Origin of the sequence: Myxococcus sp. CA051A, from assembly GCF_013336705.1 — a bacterium.
GTDB classification, from domain to species: domain Bacteria; phylum Myxococcota; class Myxococcia; order Myxococcales; family Myxococcaceae; genus Myxococcus; species Myxococcus llanfairpwllgwyngyllgogerychwyrndrobwllllantysiliogogogochensis.
The window spans coordinates 438,597-454,161 of record NZ_JABUMS010000002.1; the positions used below are offsets into that span (position 1 = coordinate 438,597).

The following is a 15,565-nucleotide window of genomic DNA, read 5'->3' on the forward strand; positions in this document are numbered from 1 at the left end:
CGGACGCAACGGCGCCTCAAGGTGCCGCTGCGCTCTTGCCGAAGTCCGCGCCGCGAAGCTGGAGGACGCAGTCCAGGGGCAGTGGCCCCTTGGGGTCGCGTAGGAAGGCCATGGTGACTTGTCCGCCGCAGCGGTTGAACGACGCGCCATGGCTGTAGCCCCGCAGCTCGACGTAGCGGGCCTGTGGCATGGACTCGAGCAACTGCCGTCCCCAGTCAGGAGGCGTGTCCGGGTCGAACTCCCCCGCGAAGATGAGCGTCGGCACGTCGCTCTTCACCGGCGTGTTCTCCTCTGCGGGCACCGGCGCCACGTTCCACACCCGGCACGTCTCCATGGACGCAGTCCCTTCGTCCACCCCGCCCAGCCCCAGGGCCGGTGAGCGCTGCGCCGCGATGCGCTTCGGGTCCTCGAACGGAATCTCCTCCGAGCACCAGACCGACAGCCGCAGCCCCCAGCTCATCGTCGACGGACCCAGGCTGTTCTCCACCAGCGGCGTCAGTTCCGAGTAATCGCCCGCCGCCGCCCGGCTGATGATGCGCGGGAGAAGGGGAATCCGCTCGGGGTCATGCAGCGCCGAATAGAGGGCCTCGACGACCTGCGCCCCATGCACCTCCACCGGCCGACCTCCCGTAGCGGACTCCTTCAAGACGAGCGGCAAGGGCTTGCGCTCGGCGGTGGCGACGAGCTGGGCGAAGCGCTTGCGCAAGTCGGGATGCGCGGCCGAACACTCGCGGTCGATGGCGCACCCGTCGAACACGAGGTCGAGCGAGCGCAGCAGGTTCATCGCGGCGACCTCGTCGAAGTTCACCTCGGGCGGCAGCACCGAATCCAGGATGACCGAGCGCACTCCCGCCGGATGTCTGCGCAGCACGGTGAGCATCAACCGCGTGCTGTAGGAGAGGCCCTGGAGGTTCCACGTCTCGTAGCCGAGGACCTTGCGCAAATCCTCGATGTCATCCGCCGTCGCCGTCGTCGTGTACCCGTCCAGGTCGACCCCGGACGCCGTCAACGTCGCACGGCAGCGGCCCGCCGCCTTCGTCAGCGCGTTCTGGGCACTGGCGCCGCGCAGCCGGCCCGCCGCCATCTCACCCTTGAGCGTGTTGATTTCGGGGCACTCCAGCGCTGGCTGGGCCATCTTCACGCCGCGCTGCTCGAGGACAATGAGGTCGCGCTCGTCGAGCAGGAGGTTCTTCTTCCCGGAGCGCAGCCGGGCCACGGAGCTGACCCCGGGACCGCCCGGCATGAAGAGCAGCGGGTCCTTCGCCGGGCGCTCGGCGCGGCTTCGCAGGCGCATCACCGGCAGCCGGATGGAGCGGCTTTCCGCCTTGCTCCGATTCTCCGGAACCACCAGGAACCCACAGTCGATGCCCTCTCCGGCTTCCACGGTGGAGGGGCAGGGTGCGGGCTCGAACCGGGGCACGCCCGAAATGGCGAGTGACAGCGATGCCAGGAAGGCCATGATGCTCGAGGACATGCGCTCCGTTAGAAGTCAGGTCCCCGCCTCGCGTCCAATACCGAAATCCAGGCCTGTGATAGCGAAGTGATCTCACCCACGCTCGATGCCCGTCGCCTCACGTGTTTCATCGCGGTCGCGGAGACGCTGCACTTCCGCAAGGCCGCGGAGCGGCTGCGTCTGGCGCAGCCCGCGCTGAGTCAGCAGATTCGCCGGCTGGAGGAGGAGCTGGGCTGCCAGCTCCTGAAGCGGGACCGGCGGCGCGTCGAGCTGACCCCGGCGGGCAGGACGCTGCTCGAAGCGGGAAGGCGAGCGCTCGTCCACCTGTCCCATGCGGCGGAGGCCGCCCAGCGCACCGCCAGGGAGCAGCAGTCCTTGCTGCGCGTCGGGTTCGTCAATCCGGCCGCGTTCGCCCTGGTGCCGGACGTCCTGCGCGGCCTGCGGGCCGAGCACCCGGATGTGCACCTCATGCTGCGCGAGGCGGACAGCGTGACGCTCCTGGAGGAGGTCCGGCTGGGACAGCTCGACGTTGCCTTCGTGCGCGGGCCCGTCATCGCGCCAGGGGTTCGCGTCGACACGCTGCGCCGGGAGCCGCTCGTGCTGGTTCTGCCGTCGCGTCATCGGCTGGCGCGCCGCGCGCGGGTGCCGCTGGAGCAGCTCGCGGATGAGCCCTTCATCGGCTTCGCGCGGGACACGGCGCCGTCGCTGCATGACGCGATGATGGGCATGTGCCTGGAGGCGGGGTTTACGCCCACGTTCGTCACCGAAGCGGTGGAGTGGTTCACCATGGTGAGCCTGGTGGCGGCCGGGCTCGGGTGCGCCATCCTCCCGGAGTCGGTCCGCACCTTCTCCCGCGAGGGCGCTGTCTACCGCGCCGTCGCGGGAGCTCCCCGCCATGTGGACCTGGTGATTGCCCGCGCTCCCACGCCCCCAGGCCCCGCCCTCAAGGCCTGTCTGCGAATCGTGTCGCGAATGACGTCGGTGGCGCTGCGCTGAGTCCGTGGCCCCCCGACGCTCGTGACGCCCCCTGCGAGAGTCCGGGTCGAAGGGCAGGGATTGAACGGTGGTCCTGTTCGGACTCGACGCACTGGATGCAAGTCGTCACTGTGGCGCGCTCGAACGGCATCCGGCCGGACCGTTCCCCAACGCGCAGCGTCCTTCCATCCGGCCGCGAGGGAGTCGACATGAAGTACACGAACCTGGGGCGCTCGGGGCTCTCTGTCAGTCGGCTGTGCCTGGGCACGATGAACTTCGGCTGGACCACCGAGGAGCCTGACGCGCACGCCATCATGGACTCCGCGCTGGAGCGGGGAATCAACTTCTTCGACACGGCCAATGTCTACGGTTGGGGCGAGAACAAGGGCCGCACCGAGCAGATCATCGGCAACTGGTTCGCGCAGGGCGGCCGTCGGCGCGAGCGCACCGTGCTCGCCACCAAGCTCTACGGCCCCATGGGGGAGTGGCCCAATGAGGGCAAGCTGTCCGCGCTCAACATCCGCCGCGCGCTGGACGCCAGCCTCAAGCGGCTGCGCACCGACTACGTCGACCTGTACCAGTTCCACCACGTGGACCGCGCCACGCCGTGGGAGGAAATCTGGCAGGCGATGGAGGTCGCCGTCGCCCAGGGCAAGGTGCTCTATGTCGGCAGCAGCAACTTCGCGGGCTGGCACATCGCCCAGGCCCAGGCCGCCGCCGCGCGACGCGACTTCATGGGGCTGGTGAGCGAGCAGTCCCTCTACAACCTGATGGCGCGCACCGTGGAGCTGGAGGTGCTGCCCGCCGCTCAGCACTACGGCGTCGGCATCCTGCCGTGGTCTCCGCTCCAGGGCGGTCTGCTCGGCGGCGTGCTGAAGAAGGAGCGCGAGGGCAAGCGCCGGCTGGAGGGCCGCGCGCAGGAAGCCCTCCAGAAGAATCGCGAGCGAATCGAACGCTACGAGAGTCTCGCCGCCGAGCTGGGACACGAGCCGGGTGACGTCTCGCTGGCGTGGCTGCTGCACCAACCCGCCGTCACCGCGCCCATCATCGGACCCCGCACCGCGGGGCAGCTCGACGCGGCGCTCCGAGCGCTCGAGGTGAAGCTCGATGACAAGGCCCTGGCCCGGCTGGATGAAATCTTCCCGGGGCACCGTCCCGCGCCCGAGGACTACGCCTGGTAGCGCCGCGCCACCCTCCACCTTGCGCCACCTGTCGTCCGTCGGTGTCTAGGAATCGGTGCCTCTCACGAGGCACTGTCGTTGCTGGGAAATTCTTATTTCCTTGTAATCCTGGACACCCCTCTGATGCCTGAGGCAAGGTCCAGCTCACCGAGGGTGGCTGCGCCCTCATCGCGCTGGAGTTCACATCATGCGTCGCTTGGTCGTGTTGTTTTCGCTCCTGGGTCTGTCCGCGTGTGGTGGTGGTGTCGAGTCCGCTGGAACCGAGCCGGAGGCTGTCTCCGGGACGGAGCAGGAGCTCTGCTCCAGCGCCAATGCCTGGGAATGTTTCTGCGCGCAGTTCAAGACGCAGGAGGCCTGTAGGACGGGCTCGCAGCGCTGTGTCTGGCAGCCGTACACGGCGGTCGGCAGCCGCTGTCTTCCGACGTACGAGTAACAACACCCGGTTCGCGCGCCTCGGGGCGGGCAGGAACGCTTCCCCGTGAAAGCCATATCGTTCCCGCGGCGGAGTCGTTGCGCCGCGGTGGTGATGGCCTGTCGCGCGTGAGGGGCGCAGTGAAGGCGTCCCGTTGCTCCGACACCGGATGGAAATCCCTCCATCCGGTTGTGTGGAGCACGGCATGCCTCAATGGAGCAATCACAGACGCCGAGCGTGGTGGAGCGCCCTTTCGCTGGCGATGTTTCTAAGCACGGGCTGCGGCGACCCTCCGCCCGCCTCCGTGCCGGAAGACGCCCCGGAGGTGGACCTCGGGGTGGAGCTGGAAGGGGCCTTCGTCTCCATCCCCCGGGAGGTGAGCGCGGAGCAGCGGGCGACGATTTCCCAGCGGCTCGACGGCGTGGTGGACAACGCGGGGGCCAGCTTCTACCTGGCCATCCGGCGCGGTGAGCTGAAGCAGAAGTGGTTCCTCACCGCGTTCACCAAGCAGTGGCACCCGGGCGGCGTCGGCCGGTTGGCGGGCGAGGTGCTGGGCAGCCAGGTGGTGAGCTTCGAGGAGCAGAACGGCAAGCTCTTCGTCTTCGACGTCGACCGACGCAAGGTCATGAGCGACGTGTTCGACCCGCAGGTGCTGGTGGATGCGTACCCCATCGTCACGGACCATCGCGCCTTCAACCGTCTGCCGGGCGCGAGCCAGTACGTGCTCATCGACCCCTCGGCGGGGCTCAACCGCTACGGCGTGGTGGGTGACAGGCTGGGGGTGAATACCATCCACTTCCAGGTGGAGCTGAGCTTCGCGCAGCGCTTCCGGCGGCTCGCCGATGGGGTCGCCTTCGAGCAGGTCTTCACGGGCTACTCGGACCTGCCCTACGAGTGGGCGTCCTACTACAACGAGGACAACGCCTTCCGGGCCGCGGGCACCCTGGGCATCTCCCTGCGCCGCTACGCGGAGGGGCCGGGCTACACGCCCACGCCGCTGCCGCCTCGGGAGCACTACTTCCGCAGCGCCCGGAGCATCGTCCCCAACACGACGGTGGAGGAAATCCGGCAGGTGGCCGTGAAGTGGAACATCCACCCGGGCATGACGCCCATCCGCTGGCACATCATGGACACGGTGCTCACGGTGCAGCAGGACCCGCGCTTCCGGGACTATGACGTCGTGGGGGCGATGAAGCGCGGCATCGAGGGCTGGAATGCCGCGTTCGGCTTCAAGGTGTTCGAGGCGGTCGTCGGGGGCGGCATGCGCGACTTCGCCGACGATGACCGCAACGTCGTCATCTTCGACACGGACGAGCTGATGCCCCTGGCCTTCGCCAACTGGCGGAGCAACCCCGACACCGGCGAGATTCGGGGCGCGAGCGTCTACTACCCGATGAGCTGGGTGTTGGACGCGGTCCTCACCTACGGAGATGACGCGCCCGTCGATGACGAGGCCCTCGCTCACTTCGCGCCACCCGAGGACTCCCTGCGCCTGACGTGGGCGGGCCTGTCGGGAGGAAGCGCCTGCGGAATGCGTGCCCCGGACCCGCGCCAGTCGCGTGCCCGGGTCCAGGCGGAGGTCCACGGACGGCTGGCGGGGCTCACCCGGAAGCAGCAGGTGGAGCGCTCCATCACGAGCATCATGCTTCATGAGGTGGGCCACACGCTGGGCCTGCGCCACAACTTCTCCGGCTCACGCGTCAACGACGGCAGTGCCACGTCCCTCGCCTCGTCGTCGGTGATGGACTACCTGGACCCCGTGGACAGGGTCCTGATGGATGCGCCGGGCGTCTACGACACCAGCGCCGTGCGCTATCTCTATGGCCTGTCGCAAACGCTGCCCACCGAGCCGTTCTGCTCGGATGATGACCGGCGCACGGACCCGTACTGCACGACGTATGACCGCTTCGCGGACTCCCTCGCGCAGTGGCACGGCCCGGCGTTCCAGCGACACGAGGACCACCTGCTGAACAGCCCGCTCTCCTGGGAGCGGCTGCAGGGGTACTTCAATCACTACTCGTCTCCCTACCTGGGGTTCGTGCGCGTCGCGGACCCGCCGACGCAGGTGCTGGCCTACGACTTCCTCATGGCGAAGCTGCGTCCGCCGCTCGTGATTCCCCCGGGGGCCCGGCCCGACTATCCGGCCCGCGCGGATGAACTCACGCGGCGCATCTTCCAGCGCCTGTACCTGGACCCGGCGACGGACCGGGGCTCCTTCACCTCGAACCCCGCGCTGACGCCCGCGCTGTTGACGCCCATGCTCGCCGACATCGAGGCCATCATCCTCAACACGGATGGAGTGCGCGGGTACGCCGCGCGCCGCACCCTGGTGGATGTGCTCGAGGCCCAGCAGTCGCTGCCCGCGTACCTGCTGCTGCGCGAGCTGCGTGACACGCTCACCCTGGGGCTCCCGTCGCTGCCCGAAATCGACCGGGTTCAGACGGAGGACCTGGTGAGCCGCATCTCCGCGGCCGTGTCCCCGTACTACCGCTGACAGGTGGCACGAGCCCGGCGGGGGGCGTGTCCTCCCGTCGGGCTCGGCTCCCACTCAGGGCGCGAGCGGCCCGGTGGACTCCGTCGGGGGTGGGGGTGGCATCTGCGTCCCGGGGACCGGTCCGGCGCGAGGCAACACGACGATGAAGGTGGTGCCCTGACCGGGGTGGCTCTCCAGGAAGATGCGTCCGCCATGTGCCTCGACGAGCTGGCGGGTGATGAACAGCCCCAGGCCCAGACCGCCGTAATGGCGGCTGGACACCGCGCGCTCGAAGCGGTCGAACACGCGCGCCGCGTCCTCGGGCGCGATGCCGATGCCCCGGTCCCTCACCTCCAGCCGGGCCTCCGCCTCGTCCCCGAGCACGCGAACCTCCACGGGTGCGCCGTGTCCATACTTGAGCGCGTTGGACAATAGATTGGTGATGACCTGCTCCAGTCGCAGCCGGTCCCACCGGCCCGTCACCGGCTCGGGCGTGTCCACGTCCAGGCGCACGTTCATCGTCTGCGCCTCCGCCTCGAAGCGGCGCACCAGCTCGCGCACCAGCTCTCCCAGCTCCAGCGGCTCCAACTGGAGCTCCATCTTGCCGCTCGACAGCCGCGACACGTCCAGCAGGCTGTCCACCAGCTTGGTGAGTCGGGTCGTCTGCCGCTCGCAGGTCTCCACGCCGCGCTCCAGGCGCACCGTGTCCACGGGCTCGCCCTGGTGGAGCTGTCGGAAGAGGAGCTGGAGCTGGAGCTTCAGGGACGTCAGCGGCGTGCGCAGCTCGTGCGCGGCGACGCTGAGGAACTCGTCGCGCACCCGCACCGCCGCTCGGGCCTCGCTCGCCAGTCGTCGCTGCTCGGCGCTGGCGCGCTCCGCGCTGGCCCTCGCGTTCACCTGGGCGCGCGTGACGAGGAACACCAGCAGCGACATCAGCAGCCCACCGCCCGCCACCGTGGCCGGGTGGCTGGAGCGCGTCCCCTCGAAGAAGGCGGGCCGCGTGGTGAAGACCAGCGTCCAGGGTGTTCCCGCCACCAGCACGGTGAGCTGCTCACGGAGCAGGCCGCGCCCCTTCGGGGCCTGCTCGGAGCGCGAGGTGTAGAGGAGGTCCGTCGCGCGGGTGCCGCCCCCATCGTAGATGGTCAGGTCGATGGTGGACTGGAAGCCGGGGAAGCGCAGGCCCTCCACCAGGTCCCTCATGCGGAAGGCGCCGAACACGAAGCCCTGAATCTGGGCGCGGCGTGCTTCGGGGGTCGAGGGCTCGGGCTCCTCGTAGAGCGGCACGTAGAGCAGGAAGCCCACCTGTCGGTCCGGTGCGCTCTTCGGCTCCGACACCAGCCTCACCTTGCCGGAGGCCGCGGGCAGGCCTGTCTCCAGCGCGCGCTGGAGGGCCGCGTGACGCACGGGCTCGGACGTGATGTCGAAGCCGAACGCGCGAGCGTTGTTCCCGTCGAAGGGCTCCACCATGGTGATGACGGCGTGGTCCTGCCGCACGATGCGGGGACGGACGCGATAGTCGGGGAAGCCCTCGGCGCGCACCTCGGCCTCGTGCCGTGGAAGGTCCTCCTCGCGAAGCCACTGGGCGAAGCCGATGCTCTGGATGCCAGGAAAACGCCGCCGGGCCTCCAGGCTCGCGGTGTACGCGCGGAACTCCCGCCGCTCCACCTCCTGGCTGCCGCTGAACACCCCGCGCGTGCCCAGCAACATGGCCTGGTACATGTCCATGCGTTGCAGGAGCGCCACGCTGCCGTCGGTGACGGCGTTCTCGAAGAGCTGCTCCCGGCGCAGGTCCACGCCGCGCTGGACGTAGGCGGTGGCCCCGGCGGTGATGAGCAGCCCCATCAGCAGGGCGCCATACGCGGCCGCGTTGCGGCGCAGGTGGGAGAGGAGGGGGGGCGACACGGCTTCGCGGAAGCAGGACCGGAGGGAGGTTGCCGGGGAAGGGGCCGGGAGAACGACGACGCGAGCTTCGAGTGCGCGGCGGCCCCCTTCAAGCCGTCCCCACCCGCGCGTGTCCTCCAGGAGAAACGTCCGGGGCCGAAACACAATCCCCGCCCGCCCGTTCGCACCACGGACACTGCAACGGCTGCTCGCTCAGGGCATTCTAGGAGCCATGGTGCGTCACGTCATCGTCGTGGGAGCGGGACCGGGTGGGCTGTCCGCCGCCATCAACCTGGCCGGCCAGGGCTTTCGAGTCACGGTGGTGGAGAAGGACCCGGTGCCCGGCGGGCGGATGAAGGGCCTGACGCTCGGACCGCAGGGCGAGTATTCGCTCGATACTGGTCCTTCCATCCTCCAGCTCCCCGGTGTGTTGGAGCGCATCTTCGAGCGGGCGGGCCGGCGGTTGGCGGACTACGTGAAGCTGGTCCCCCTGGACGTCAACACGCGGGTGCACTTCTGGGATGGCACCCACCTGGACACCAGCCGACACCCGGAGCGCATGGAGGCGGAGGTCGCCCGCTTCGGTCCGGAGCAGGCCGCGGCGATGCGCCGGTGGTTGGCGGAAGGGAAGCAGAAGTACGGCGTCGCGTACGAGAAGTTCATCTGCACGCACGCGGGAAGCCTGGGTTACTACGCCCCCTGGCGTCTGGCGCCCACGCTGCGCTTCAAACCCTGGCAGACGCTGTACCGGCACCTGGACTCGTTCTTCCATGACGACCGGCTGACGTACGCGCTGGCGTATCCGTCGAAGTACCTGGGCCTGCACCCGACGACGTGTTCGTCGGTGTTCAGCGTGATTCCCTTTCTGGAGCTGGCCTTCGGTGTGTGGCACGTCGACGGCGGCTTCCGAGAGCTGGCGCGAGGGATGATGCGGTGCGCGCAAGATTTGGGCGCGACGTTCCGCATGGGCGCGCCGGTGGAGCGCGTGCGCGTGGAGGCGGGGCGCGTGGTGGGCGTGACGCTGGTGGGGGGCGAGGTGTTGGACGCGGACGCGGTGGTGATGAACGCGGACCTGCCGTACGCGGCGACGAAGCTGGTGCCCGCCGAGGCGCGCGAGGGCTCGCGGCTGACGGACGCGGCGCTGGAGAAGGCGAAGTACTCGTGCAGCACGTTCATGGCGTACTACGGGCTGGACACGCGCTACGAGGACCTGCCGCACCACCTCATCTATCTCTCGGAGGCGGCGCGGCGCACGGACCGGGACGCGCTGGAGGACCGGAGCGTCGACGTGGACGACCCGCCCTTCTACGTGTGCAACCCGTGTGTGACGGACCCGTCCGGCGCGCCGAAGGGGCACTCCACGCTCTACGTGCTCGTGCCCACGCCCAACACGGCGCGGCCCGTGGACTGGGCGAAGACGGAGGCCACGTTGCGCGAGCGCATTCCAGACATGCTCGCGAAGGTGGGGCTGAAGGGCGTGCGTGAGCACATTCGCGAGGAGCGCTACTTCACGGCGGAGACCTGGCGGGATGACTTCAACGTGTTCCGGGGCGCGGTCTTCAATCTCTCTCATACATGGATGCAATTGGGTCCGCTGCGGCCCCGGGTGAAGAGTCCGGACGTGGAGGGCTTGTTCTGGGTGGGTGGGGGCACGCATCCGGGCAGTGGGCTGCTCACCATCATGGAGAGCGCCAACATCGCGGCGGACTACCTCAACCGCGAGGCGGGCCAGGGGCCGCTGCCGGGCTGGCCGTACGTGCCGCCACTGGACGACGCGAAGCGGGAGGCCGCGGGCCCGTCGTCGATGCAGGCGCCCCGGGCGCGCGCTGGCTGAGCTTCCTTCCCCTCCATGCGAACGGAGGGGGTCCCTCGCGTGGGGGCGTGACGGATGCGAAGCTGTCACCCTGTCCGTGGAGGTCGCGAGCGTATGCCCTTCTTCATCCCGTTGGCGGTGGGTGGCCTGGTGCTGACGGCGCTGGGGCTCGGCGTGAAGCGGGTCCTGGATGAGGGCCTCGTGGGGGCGCCGGAGCCGCCGGAGGTCCGCGCGGCTCGTGAGCGGCACGCGGTGGCGTTGGGCTCGCTCAAGTCGACCCGGCTGCGCGTGCGCGCGGGGATGGCCTCGCTGGGCGAGCGGCAGGTGAAGGCGAAGGCGGAGGTGGTGGAGCCGCTGCGTGGGCTGCTGGCGCGCCTGGAGCGGTGGGAGCATGCGAGGCGGGAGGACGTCCTCCCGGCCGAGGCCCTGGCCGCGCTGGAGGCGCTGCCCGCGGAGCCCGTGTCGCGAGCGGCGCGGCGTGCGTGGCCACTGTTCGGTTCAGGGGCGACGGCGCCGCCGGAGCTGGTGCCGGTGCTCGAGTGGTTGGAGCGGGGCTGGTTGCAGGAGGACGCGGTGCCGGTGGTGTTGGATGGGATGTCGCTGTTCCACGCCGCGGCGCCCTGGGCCGCATCGCCCGCGCCGGACACGGTGGAGGCGCGTGTGCGGTGTCTGGAGGACTGCGCGGCGACGCTGACGCGGGCCACGGACTTCCTGGAGGCGCTGCTCCAGCGACTGGCCGCGCTCGACGCGCGGGTCGGAGCGCTCCAGGGGCGCGCGGAGGTTCAGCTGACGTACCTGGATGCGGCCAGCTTCGAGGAGGGCGGCGAGGAGCCTCGTGAGCGGCTCTCTCGCCTGGGTGTGCTCGCGGGACGGTTGATGGTGCTGCTGCGCGCGCCAGTGCTGACGTTGGATGGGCACCTCGCGCCGGAGCCTCCGGTGTCAGTGGAGGAAGCGACGCTGGCTCCGACGTAGCGCCGCGCACTGGGCGGAGGCCTTCGCCGGGCCTTCGGTGTCAGCGGAGGAACAGGCGCGGGCTCAGACGTAGCGCCGCGCACTGGACGGAGGCTCGGGCCCGAGCCTCCGGTGTCAGCGGAGGAAGCGACGCTGCTTCAGACGTAGCGCTGCGCGAGCTGGGACACCTGTCCCGTCGCATGCGTGACGGCGACGGCGGCCTGCTGCGTGGTGTCCAGGTGGCGCAGCGTGTCCGTCGTGAGTTCGTCCAGCTCGCGCACGGCGGCGAAGAGCTGGTCCACGCCCTGGTGCTGCTGGGCCACCGCCTCGGCGATCTGCCGCACTGCGGACGCGGACTCGCGGGACAGCGTGGCCAGTTCGCGCAGCCGCTCGCCACTGGTGCGCAGCGGCGTCAGCGCCGTCTCCACACCCGCGGCGCCCCGGTCCGTCATCTCCGTCGCCTGGGTTGCGGCCGAGGCCATCGTCTCCAACAGGCCGCGCACCTGATTGGTGGCCTGGACGGACTGGTCCGCCAGCTCGCGCATCTGCCGCGCCACCACGCCAAAGCCCTTGCCGTGCTCACCCGCGCGCGTGGCTTCAATGGCCGCGTTGATGGCCAGCATGTGCGACTGGTCCGCCAGCGCCTTCACCACTTCCGACACGCGACCCACCTCGCGGGCGCGCTGCCCCAGGTCCTGCATCTGCTCATGCAGCCCGTCGGCGATTTCGCGGATGGAGGCGAGGCCCTTCTCGGTGCCGAGCAGGGACTCCTCGCCCAGCCGGCCCACGGCGGCGGCGCGCTCGGCGACCTGGAGGATGCTGGTGGCGCGCGAGGCCGCCACATGCGACGCCTGCTGGATTTCCTGTGCGGTGGCGCGCGCCTGATGCAGCGCCGCGGCCTGTCGCGACAACGTCTGGTTCTGCTGGCTGCTGGCCTCCGACAACCGGTTGCCCGCCTGGGCCAGGTCCCCGGCCGACGAGCGCAGCGAACGAGGCAGCTCCTGGAGCCGCTGATAGAGCTGCCACGTCGTCGCCGCCAGGTCGCCCAGCTCGTCCGTGGACACCCAGCGCGGCGGTGCGGCGCGGCCTTCCACCAACGCCTCCAGCGATGCACCGACCGCCCGCGAGCCCTTGGCGAGCCTGCGCGCGGCCCACGCCGCCGTGAGGATGGAACCCAGCGCGGCATAACCGCCGAACATGATGACCGGCAGCACCAGGTCGCGCTGCAGCGGCGCCACGGTGGCGCGCACGCGGTCGGCCGACGCGGCCTGTCCTCGTGACTCGATGTCGGCCGCCAGCGCGCCCATCTCCCGCTCCAGCCTCAGGTGCAGGGTGACGATGCTCGTCAGACACGTGACGAGCAGCGCGGACACGACGGTGGCCGGAAGCAGCCACAGCTGCCTCGGCGCGAAGCCCTCGCCCGCGGGCCGGGCACTCGGCGCGCGCTGGTATGCCTCCAGCACGGTGGGCATCAGCATCTGCTCATAGAGCATGTACAGGAGCGGGCTGCTGAACAACCCCGCGCTCACCGCCACCGCCACGCCCACCGGCACCACCGACATGGGCCTGTCCAACAGCAACGCCACGCCGCCGTTGAAGAGCACCCCGCCAATGAACCACGACACCATCGACTCGCCGAACGCCAGCGTCGAAGGGATGCGGATCAGCCGCTCCACGCGCAGCTTCCCCTGCGAGGCCATGGCGCGCTTCAGGAGCCACGGAATCACAAGCACCGGCTGCGCCACCGCGCACAACCCCAACACCAGCGGCGTGATGACTCCCAGGAGGATGCGCGTCGCGCGCGGCCCTTCCAGTGAGAGCAATTGCATGTCCACGTAGAGGGCCGGACAGAAGGCCACCGTCGTGATGAGGGACCGCAGCAGGTACATCCGCCGGAACAGCGCGCCAGGGGTCGGAAGCGGAGGAGTAGACATCGGGAAGCAGTGACTCCGGGGTGGCAGTGACCTCAGCGTGCGGGCCGGCGCGCCTTGCGTCAATGTCCCGTTTCAGCCTGAGAGAAGGATTCCAACCAGGCAGCGTGTCTGCATGGTCGTCAGCACCGGCGCGGGACCCTACCTCCTGTCTGTCTGCATGTCAGGCAATTCAAGGAAAATTATGGGATTACCACCCCATGCTCCGAGACGCGGGTGGCGCGCGGGCCGCTCCATGCGGAGCTCCTGGCGCGTGCGAGGCAGGAGGCTGACACCGGCACCTACATCAGCGAGGGGACCGCCCGTTGCTGGGCGAAGTGGGCTCCCGGGCGGGCCGATGCGCCTCCGCCGTTGATGCTCCCAGGGCAGGCGAGCGTCGTCGCGCCGCCTGCATGCCACCTGGCGCGTGTTCACACTCTCACCACAACGGCTCTCAGGAGCTCAAAGCCAAAGGAGATGCGTCATGGGTGAGTTGATCGACAAGGCCAAGGGCAAGATCAAGGAGACCGTGGGCGCCGCGACGGGCGACCGCTCGCTGGAGGCCGAGGGCAAGGTCGACACGGCGAAGGGCCACGCCAAGGAGAAGGTCGAGGACGCCAAGCGTGCGGTCCGGGACGCGGTGGACGACGACAAGCCTCGCCGCGATGAGCCCTAGTCCGGTACCGCGAAGACGATGATTGCTACGGCGGGGTCGCGGGGCATGCCCTCGTGACCCGTCGCCGTTGTATCCGCCCTAGCGCTTCGCCGCGGGTGGACACGCCACTTCAAGAAACGTCGTGGTCTTCCCACTGAGCATCACCCACAAGCAGCGCAGCACACAGCCCGCGCCGAACTCTCGGTAGATGAGACCCAGATTGGTGACCACCTCTCTGCCGGTGATGACCCCGCGCATTGGCCCTCCCCCTTCTTCAGCATCCCGTCCGACCCGCCACCCACCGCGCTGCCGTAGCACCCCATCTGCAAAGCCTCGGCCGCGCTCCTCGCGGCCCGCAGGAGTCGCTCTGTCGCTCCTCGGACGTGCCAAGCGGGCCAATCTTCGTGCCGGGGTGCATGTCCCTTACGACTCACGTGAGATACGGACGCCAGACGCCTGGAGTTTTTTCAGGGAGGCCGTCCACCGTGCGACGCACTTCTCCTTCCCGCGCGCAGCGGGGGCTTGAGCCCCTGCCTCCCTTGGTGACGTCTCGCCTCCCGCGACGAGGTGTCGTGCTCCACCCTCACCCAGGTCTGAGTCGCGACGACGTCGCTGTCACCCGACTGAAGCGCCGGGCCACGCGGCGAGCGCGCGTCGTCCAGAACGCAGGGGGAGCGGTGCACGCGAGGACCTTGGGGCTCTGTCGTCTGCTCGGGCACGCGCCGTCCCCGCGGCACGGGTGGCATCTGGGCGCGAGGGCCTGAATCTTCGGAGCGAGGACTTGGACATCGCCGCGTCACGGCGGCGGACCGACGAGCAACGGCTCGCCCAGGTCGCGTCAGGTGCATGGGATGGCGTGTCACCGCCCCACGGCGCCGACACTAAAGAAGTAGGGACAGACGAAAGGAGGGTCTCGCGATGAGGCAGCACGAGCTGACCCGGCTGGACATTCCATTGTTGTCACCCGGGCCCTCCCGGGGCCCGAGGGGCATGACACGCCTGGTGGTGGCGACGGACTTCTCGCTGCGCTCCGAACTGGCGCTGGCCCGGGCGCTGCGGCTTCCGCTGGGCATGGGAGCCACCTTCACGGTGATGCACGCGGGGCCTCCGCTGGAGGGCTCGCCCGCGGGAATCGTGGCGGGGGAGCGGTGTCTGCGCAAGGCGGTGAGCGCGGTGGCGCGGCGGTTGAGGCAGCGGCAGGACGTGACGGTGCACGAGGAGCTGCGCCGGGGAGACGCGGTGGACGCCGCGGTGGCGGTGGCGCGCGAGCAGGGCGCGGAGCTGGTGGTGCTGGGCGGCACGCACGTGACGGTGCCGGGACGGGAGCTCGGTGAGCGCTCGACGGTGCGACGGATGGTGCGGCGGTTGGACACGTCGGTGCTGACGGTGTTGCCGCATCCGGCGCGGCCGTACGCGAGCCCGCTGGTCGCGGTGGACTTCTCGCGCGAGTCCCGGAGGGCGCTGGAGCTGACGCTGAGGTTGTGTCCCCTGACGCTGGTGGAGGTGTTGCACGTGGTGGACACCCGCGCGGACGAGGCGGCGCTGCGCGCGCGGGGGGCGTCACCGGAGAGCTTCCTGGTGTTGCAGCGGGAGCGGGAGGACGCCGCGAGGGTGGCGCTCGCCCGCTTCCTGGCTCCGTACCGGGAGACGGGGCGCGAATTGGAGGCCCGGCTGCGTGGAGGCGAGCCGGGCGAGAGCATCCTGGCGCACGCGGCGGAGCTGGGCACGGACCTGCTGGCGCTGGCGGGCTCGGGGCAGGCCGAGGGGTGCGGCGTCTCGCTGGCGGAGCGGGTGCTGGCGAGGTCCTCGTGCGACGTGCTGGTGTCCCGGCACGAAGGGCGCGCGGTGTCGTGAGGGGCCA

Annotated in this window: 12 protein-coding genes; 8 read left to right on the top strand and 4 right to left on the bottom strand. The window is 69.9% G+C overall.

Annotated elements, in window-relative coordinates; all coding sequences use genetic code 11:
• Nucleotides 1-16: 16 nt before the first annotated feature.
• Nucleotides 17-1,474, bottom strand: coding sequence for an alpha/beta fold hydrolase (locus HUA74_RS07200; protein WP_174453939.1), 1,458 nt, complete (start codon nt 1,472-1,474; stop codon nt 17-19).
• Nucleotides 1,475-1,540: 66 nt separating this feature from the next.
• Between HUA74_RS07200 and HUA74_RS07205 the strand changes: the two genes are divergently transcribed.
• The 4 genes from HUA74_RS07205 to HUA74_RS07220 all read left to right on the top strand — a co-directional run bounded on the left by HUA74_RS07205 (nt 1,541) and on the right by HUA74_RS07220 (nt 6,515).
• Complete coding sequence (locus HUA74_RS07205; RefSeq protein ID WP_174453940.1) at nt 1,541-2,449, top strand: LysR family transcriptional regulator; 909 nt, start codon at nt 1,541-1,543, stop codon at nt 2,447-2,449.
• Nucleotides 2,450-2,637: 188 nt separating this feature from the next.
• A complete protein-coding gene (locus tag HUA74_RS07210) occupies nt 2,638-3,609 on the top strand; it encodes an aldo/keto reductase (RefSeq protein ID WP_174453941.1) in 972 nt (323 codons plus the stop codon).
• Between the two features lie 187 nt (nt 3,610-3,796).
• Nucleotides 3,797-4,042, top strand: a complete 246-nt coding sequence (locus HUA74_RS07215) for a hypothetical protein (RefSeq protein ID WP_141643326.1) — start codon at nt 3,797-3,799, stop codon at nt 4,040-4,042.
• Nucleotides 4,043-4,226: 184 nt separating this feature from the next.
• Nucleotides 4,227-6,515, top strand: coding sequence for a zinc-dependent metalloprotease (locus HUA74_RS07220; protein WP_174453942.1), 2,289 nt, complete (start codon nt 4,227-4,229; stop codon nt 6,513-6,515).
• Nucleotides 6,516-6,569: 54 nt separating this feature from the next.
• On the opposite strand, the gene HUA74_RS07225 is transcribed toward HUA74_RS07220, so the two are convergent.
• A complete protein-coding gene (locus HUA74_RS07225; protein WP_371817205.1) occupies nt 6,570-8,396 on the bottom strand; it encodes a CHASE domain-containing protein in 1,827 nt (608 codons plus the stop codon).
• Between the two features lie 211 nt (nt 8,397-8,607).
• Between HUA74_RS07225 and HUA74_RS07230 the strand changes: the two genes are divergently transcribed.
• Nucleotides 8,608-10,209, top strand: a complete 1,602-nt coding sequence (locus HUA74_RS07230) for an NAD(P)/FAD-dependent oxidoreductase (RefSeq protein ID WP_174453943.1) — start codon at nt 8,608-8,610, stop codon at nt 10,207-10,209.
• Between the two features lie 93 nt (nt 10,210-10,302).
• Complete coding sequence (locus tag HUA74_RS07235; RefSeq protein ID WP_174453944.1) at nt 10,303-11,160, top strand: hypothetical protein; 858 nt, start codon at nt 10,303-10,305, stop codon at nt 11,158-11,160.
• 137 nt (nt 11,161-11,297) lie between these two features.
• Here the strand turns inward: HUA74_RS07235 and HUA74_RS07240 are convergent, their stop codons facing one another.
• Complete coding sequence (locus HUA74_RS07240) at nt 11,298-13,073, bottom strand: methyl-accepting chemotaxis protein (RefSeq protein ID WP_141643331.1); 1,776 nt, start codon at nt 13,071-13,073, stop codon at nt 11,298-11,300.
• A gap of 460 nt (nt 13,074-13,533) precedes the next feature.
• On the opposite strand from HUA74_RS07240, the gene HUA74_RS07245 reads away from it, so the two are divergent.
• Nucleotides 13,534-13,725 (top strand): CsbD family protein, encoded by a 192-nt coding sequence (locus HUA74_RS07245; RefSeq protein ID WP_141643332.1) that lies wholly within the window; start codon nt 13,534-13,536, stop codon nt 13,723-13,725.
• A gap of 78 nt (nt 13,726-13,803) precedes the next feature.
• Here the strand turns inward: HUA74_RS07245 and HUA74_RS07250 are convergent, their stop codons facing one another.
• Entirely contained in the window at nt 13,804-13,962 is a 159-nt protein-coding gene (locus tag HUA74_RS07250; protein WP_174453945.1) for a hypothetical protein, read from the bottom strand.
• Between the two features lie 660 nt (nt 13,963-14,622).
• Between HUA74_RS07250 and HUA74_RS07255 the strand changes: the two genes are divergently transcribed.
• Complete coding sequence (locus HUA74_RS07255) at nt 14,623-15,558, top strand: universal stress protein (RefSeq protein WP_174453946.1); 936 nt, start codon at nt 14,623-14,625, stop codon at nt 15,556-15,558.
• Nucleotides 15,559-15,565: the final 7 nt, after the last annotated feature.

Bases quoted from the DNA above. Each gene is read 5' to 3' on its own strand.
- HUA74_RS07200 (WP_174453939.1), bottom strand. From the start codon at position 1,474: ATGTCCTCGAGCATCATGGCCTTCCTGGCATCGCTGTCACTCGCCATT.
- HUA74_RS07210 (WP_174453941.1), top strand. From the start codon at position 2,638: ATGAAGTACACGAACCTGGGGCGCTCGGGGCTCTCTGTCAGTCGGCTG.
- HUA74_RS07215 (WP_141643326.1), top strand. From the start codon at position 3,797: ATGCGTCGCTTGGTCGTGTTGTTTTCGCTCCTGGGTCTGTCCGCGTGT.
- HUA74_RS07220 (WP_174453942.1), top strand. From the start codon at position 4,227: ATGCCTCAATGGAGCAATCACAGACGCCGAGCGTGGTGGAGCGCCCTT.
- HUA74_RS07230 (WP_174453943.1), top strand. From the start codon at position 8,608: ATGGTGCGTCACGTCATCGTCGTGGGAGCGGGACCGGGTGGGCTGTCC.
- HUA74_RS07235 (WP_174453944.1), top strand. From the start codon at position 10,303: ATGCCCTTCTTCATCCCGTTGGCGGTGGGTGGCCTGGTGCTGACGGCG.
- HUA74_RS07240 (WP_141643331.1), bottom strand. From the start codon at position 13,073: ATGTCTACTCCTCCGCTTCCGACCCCTGGCGCGCTGTTCCGGCGGATG.
- HUA74_RS07245 (WP_141643332.1), top strand. From the start codon at position 13,534: ATGGGTGAGTTGATCGACAAGGCCAAGGGCAAGATCAAGGAGACCGTG.
- HUA74_RS07250 (WP_174453945.1), bottom strand. From the start codon at position 13,962: ATGCGCGGGGTCATCACCGGCAGAGAGGTGGTCACCAATCTGGGTCTC.
- HUA74_RS07255 (WP_174453946.1), top strand. From the start codon at position 14,623: ATGAGGCAGCACGAGCTGACCCGGCTGGACATTCCATTGTTGTCACCC.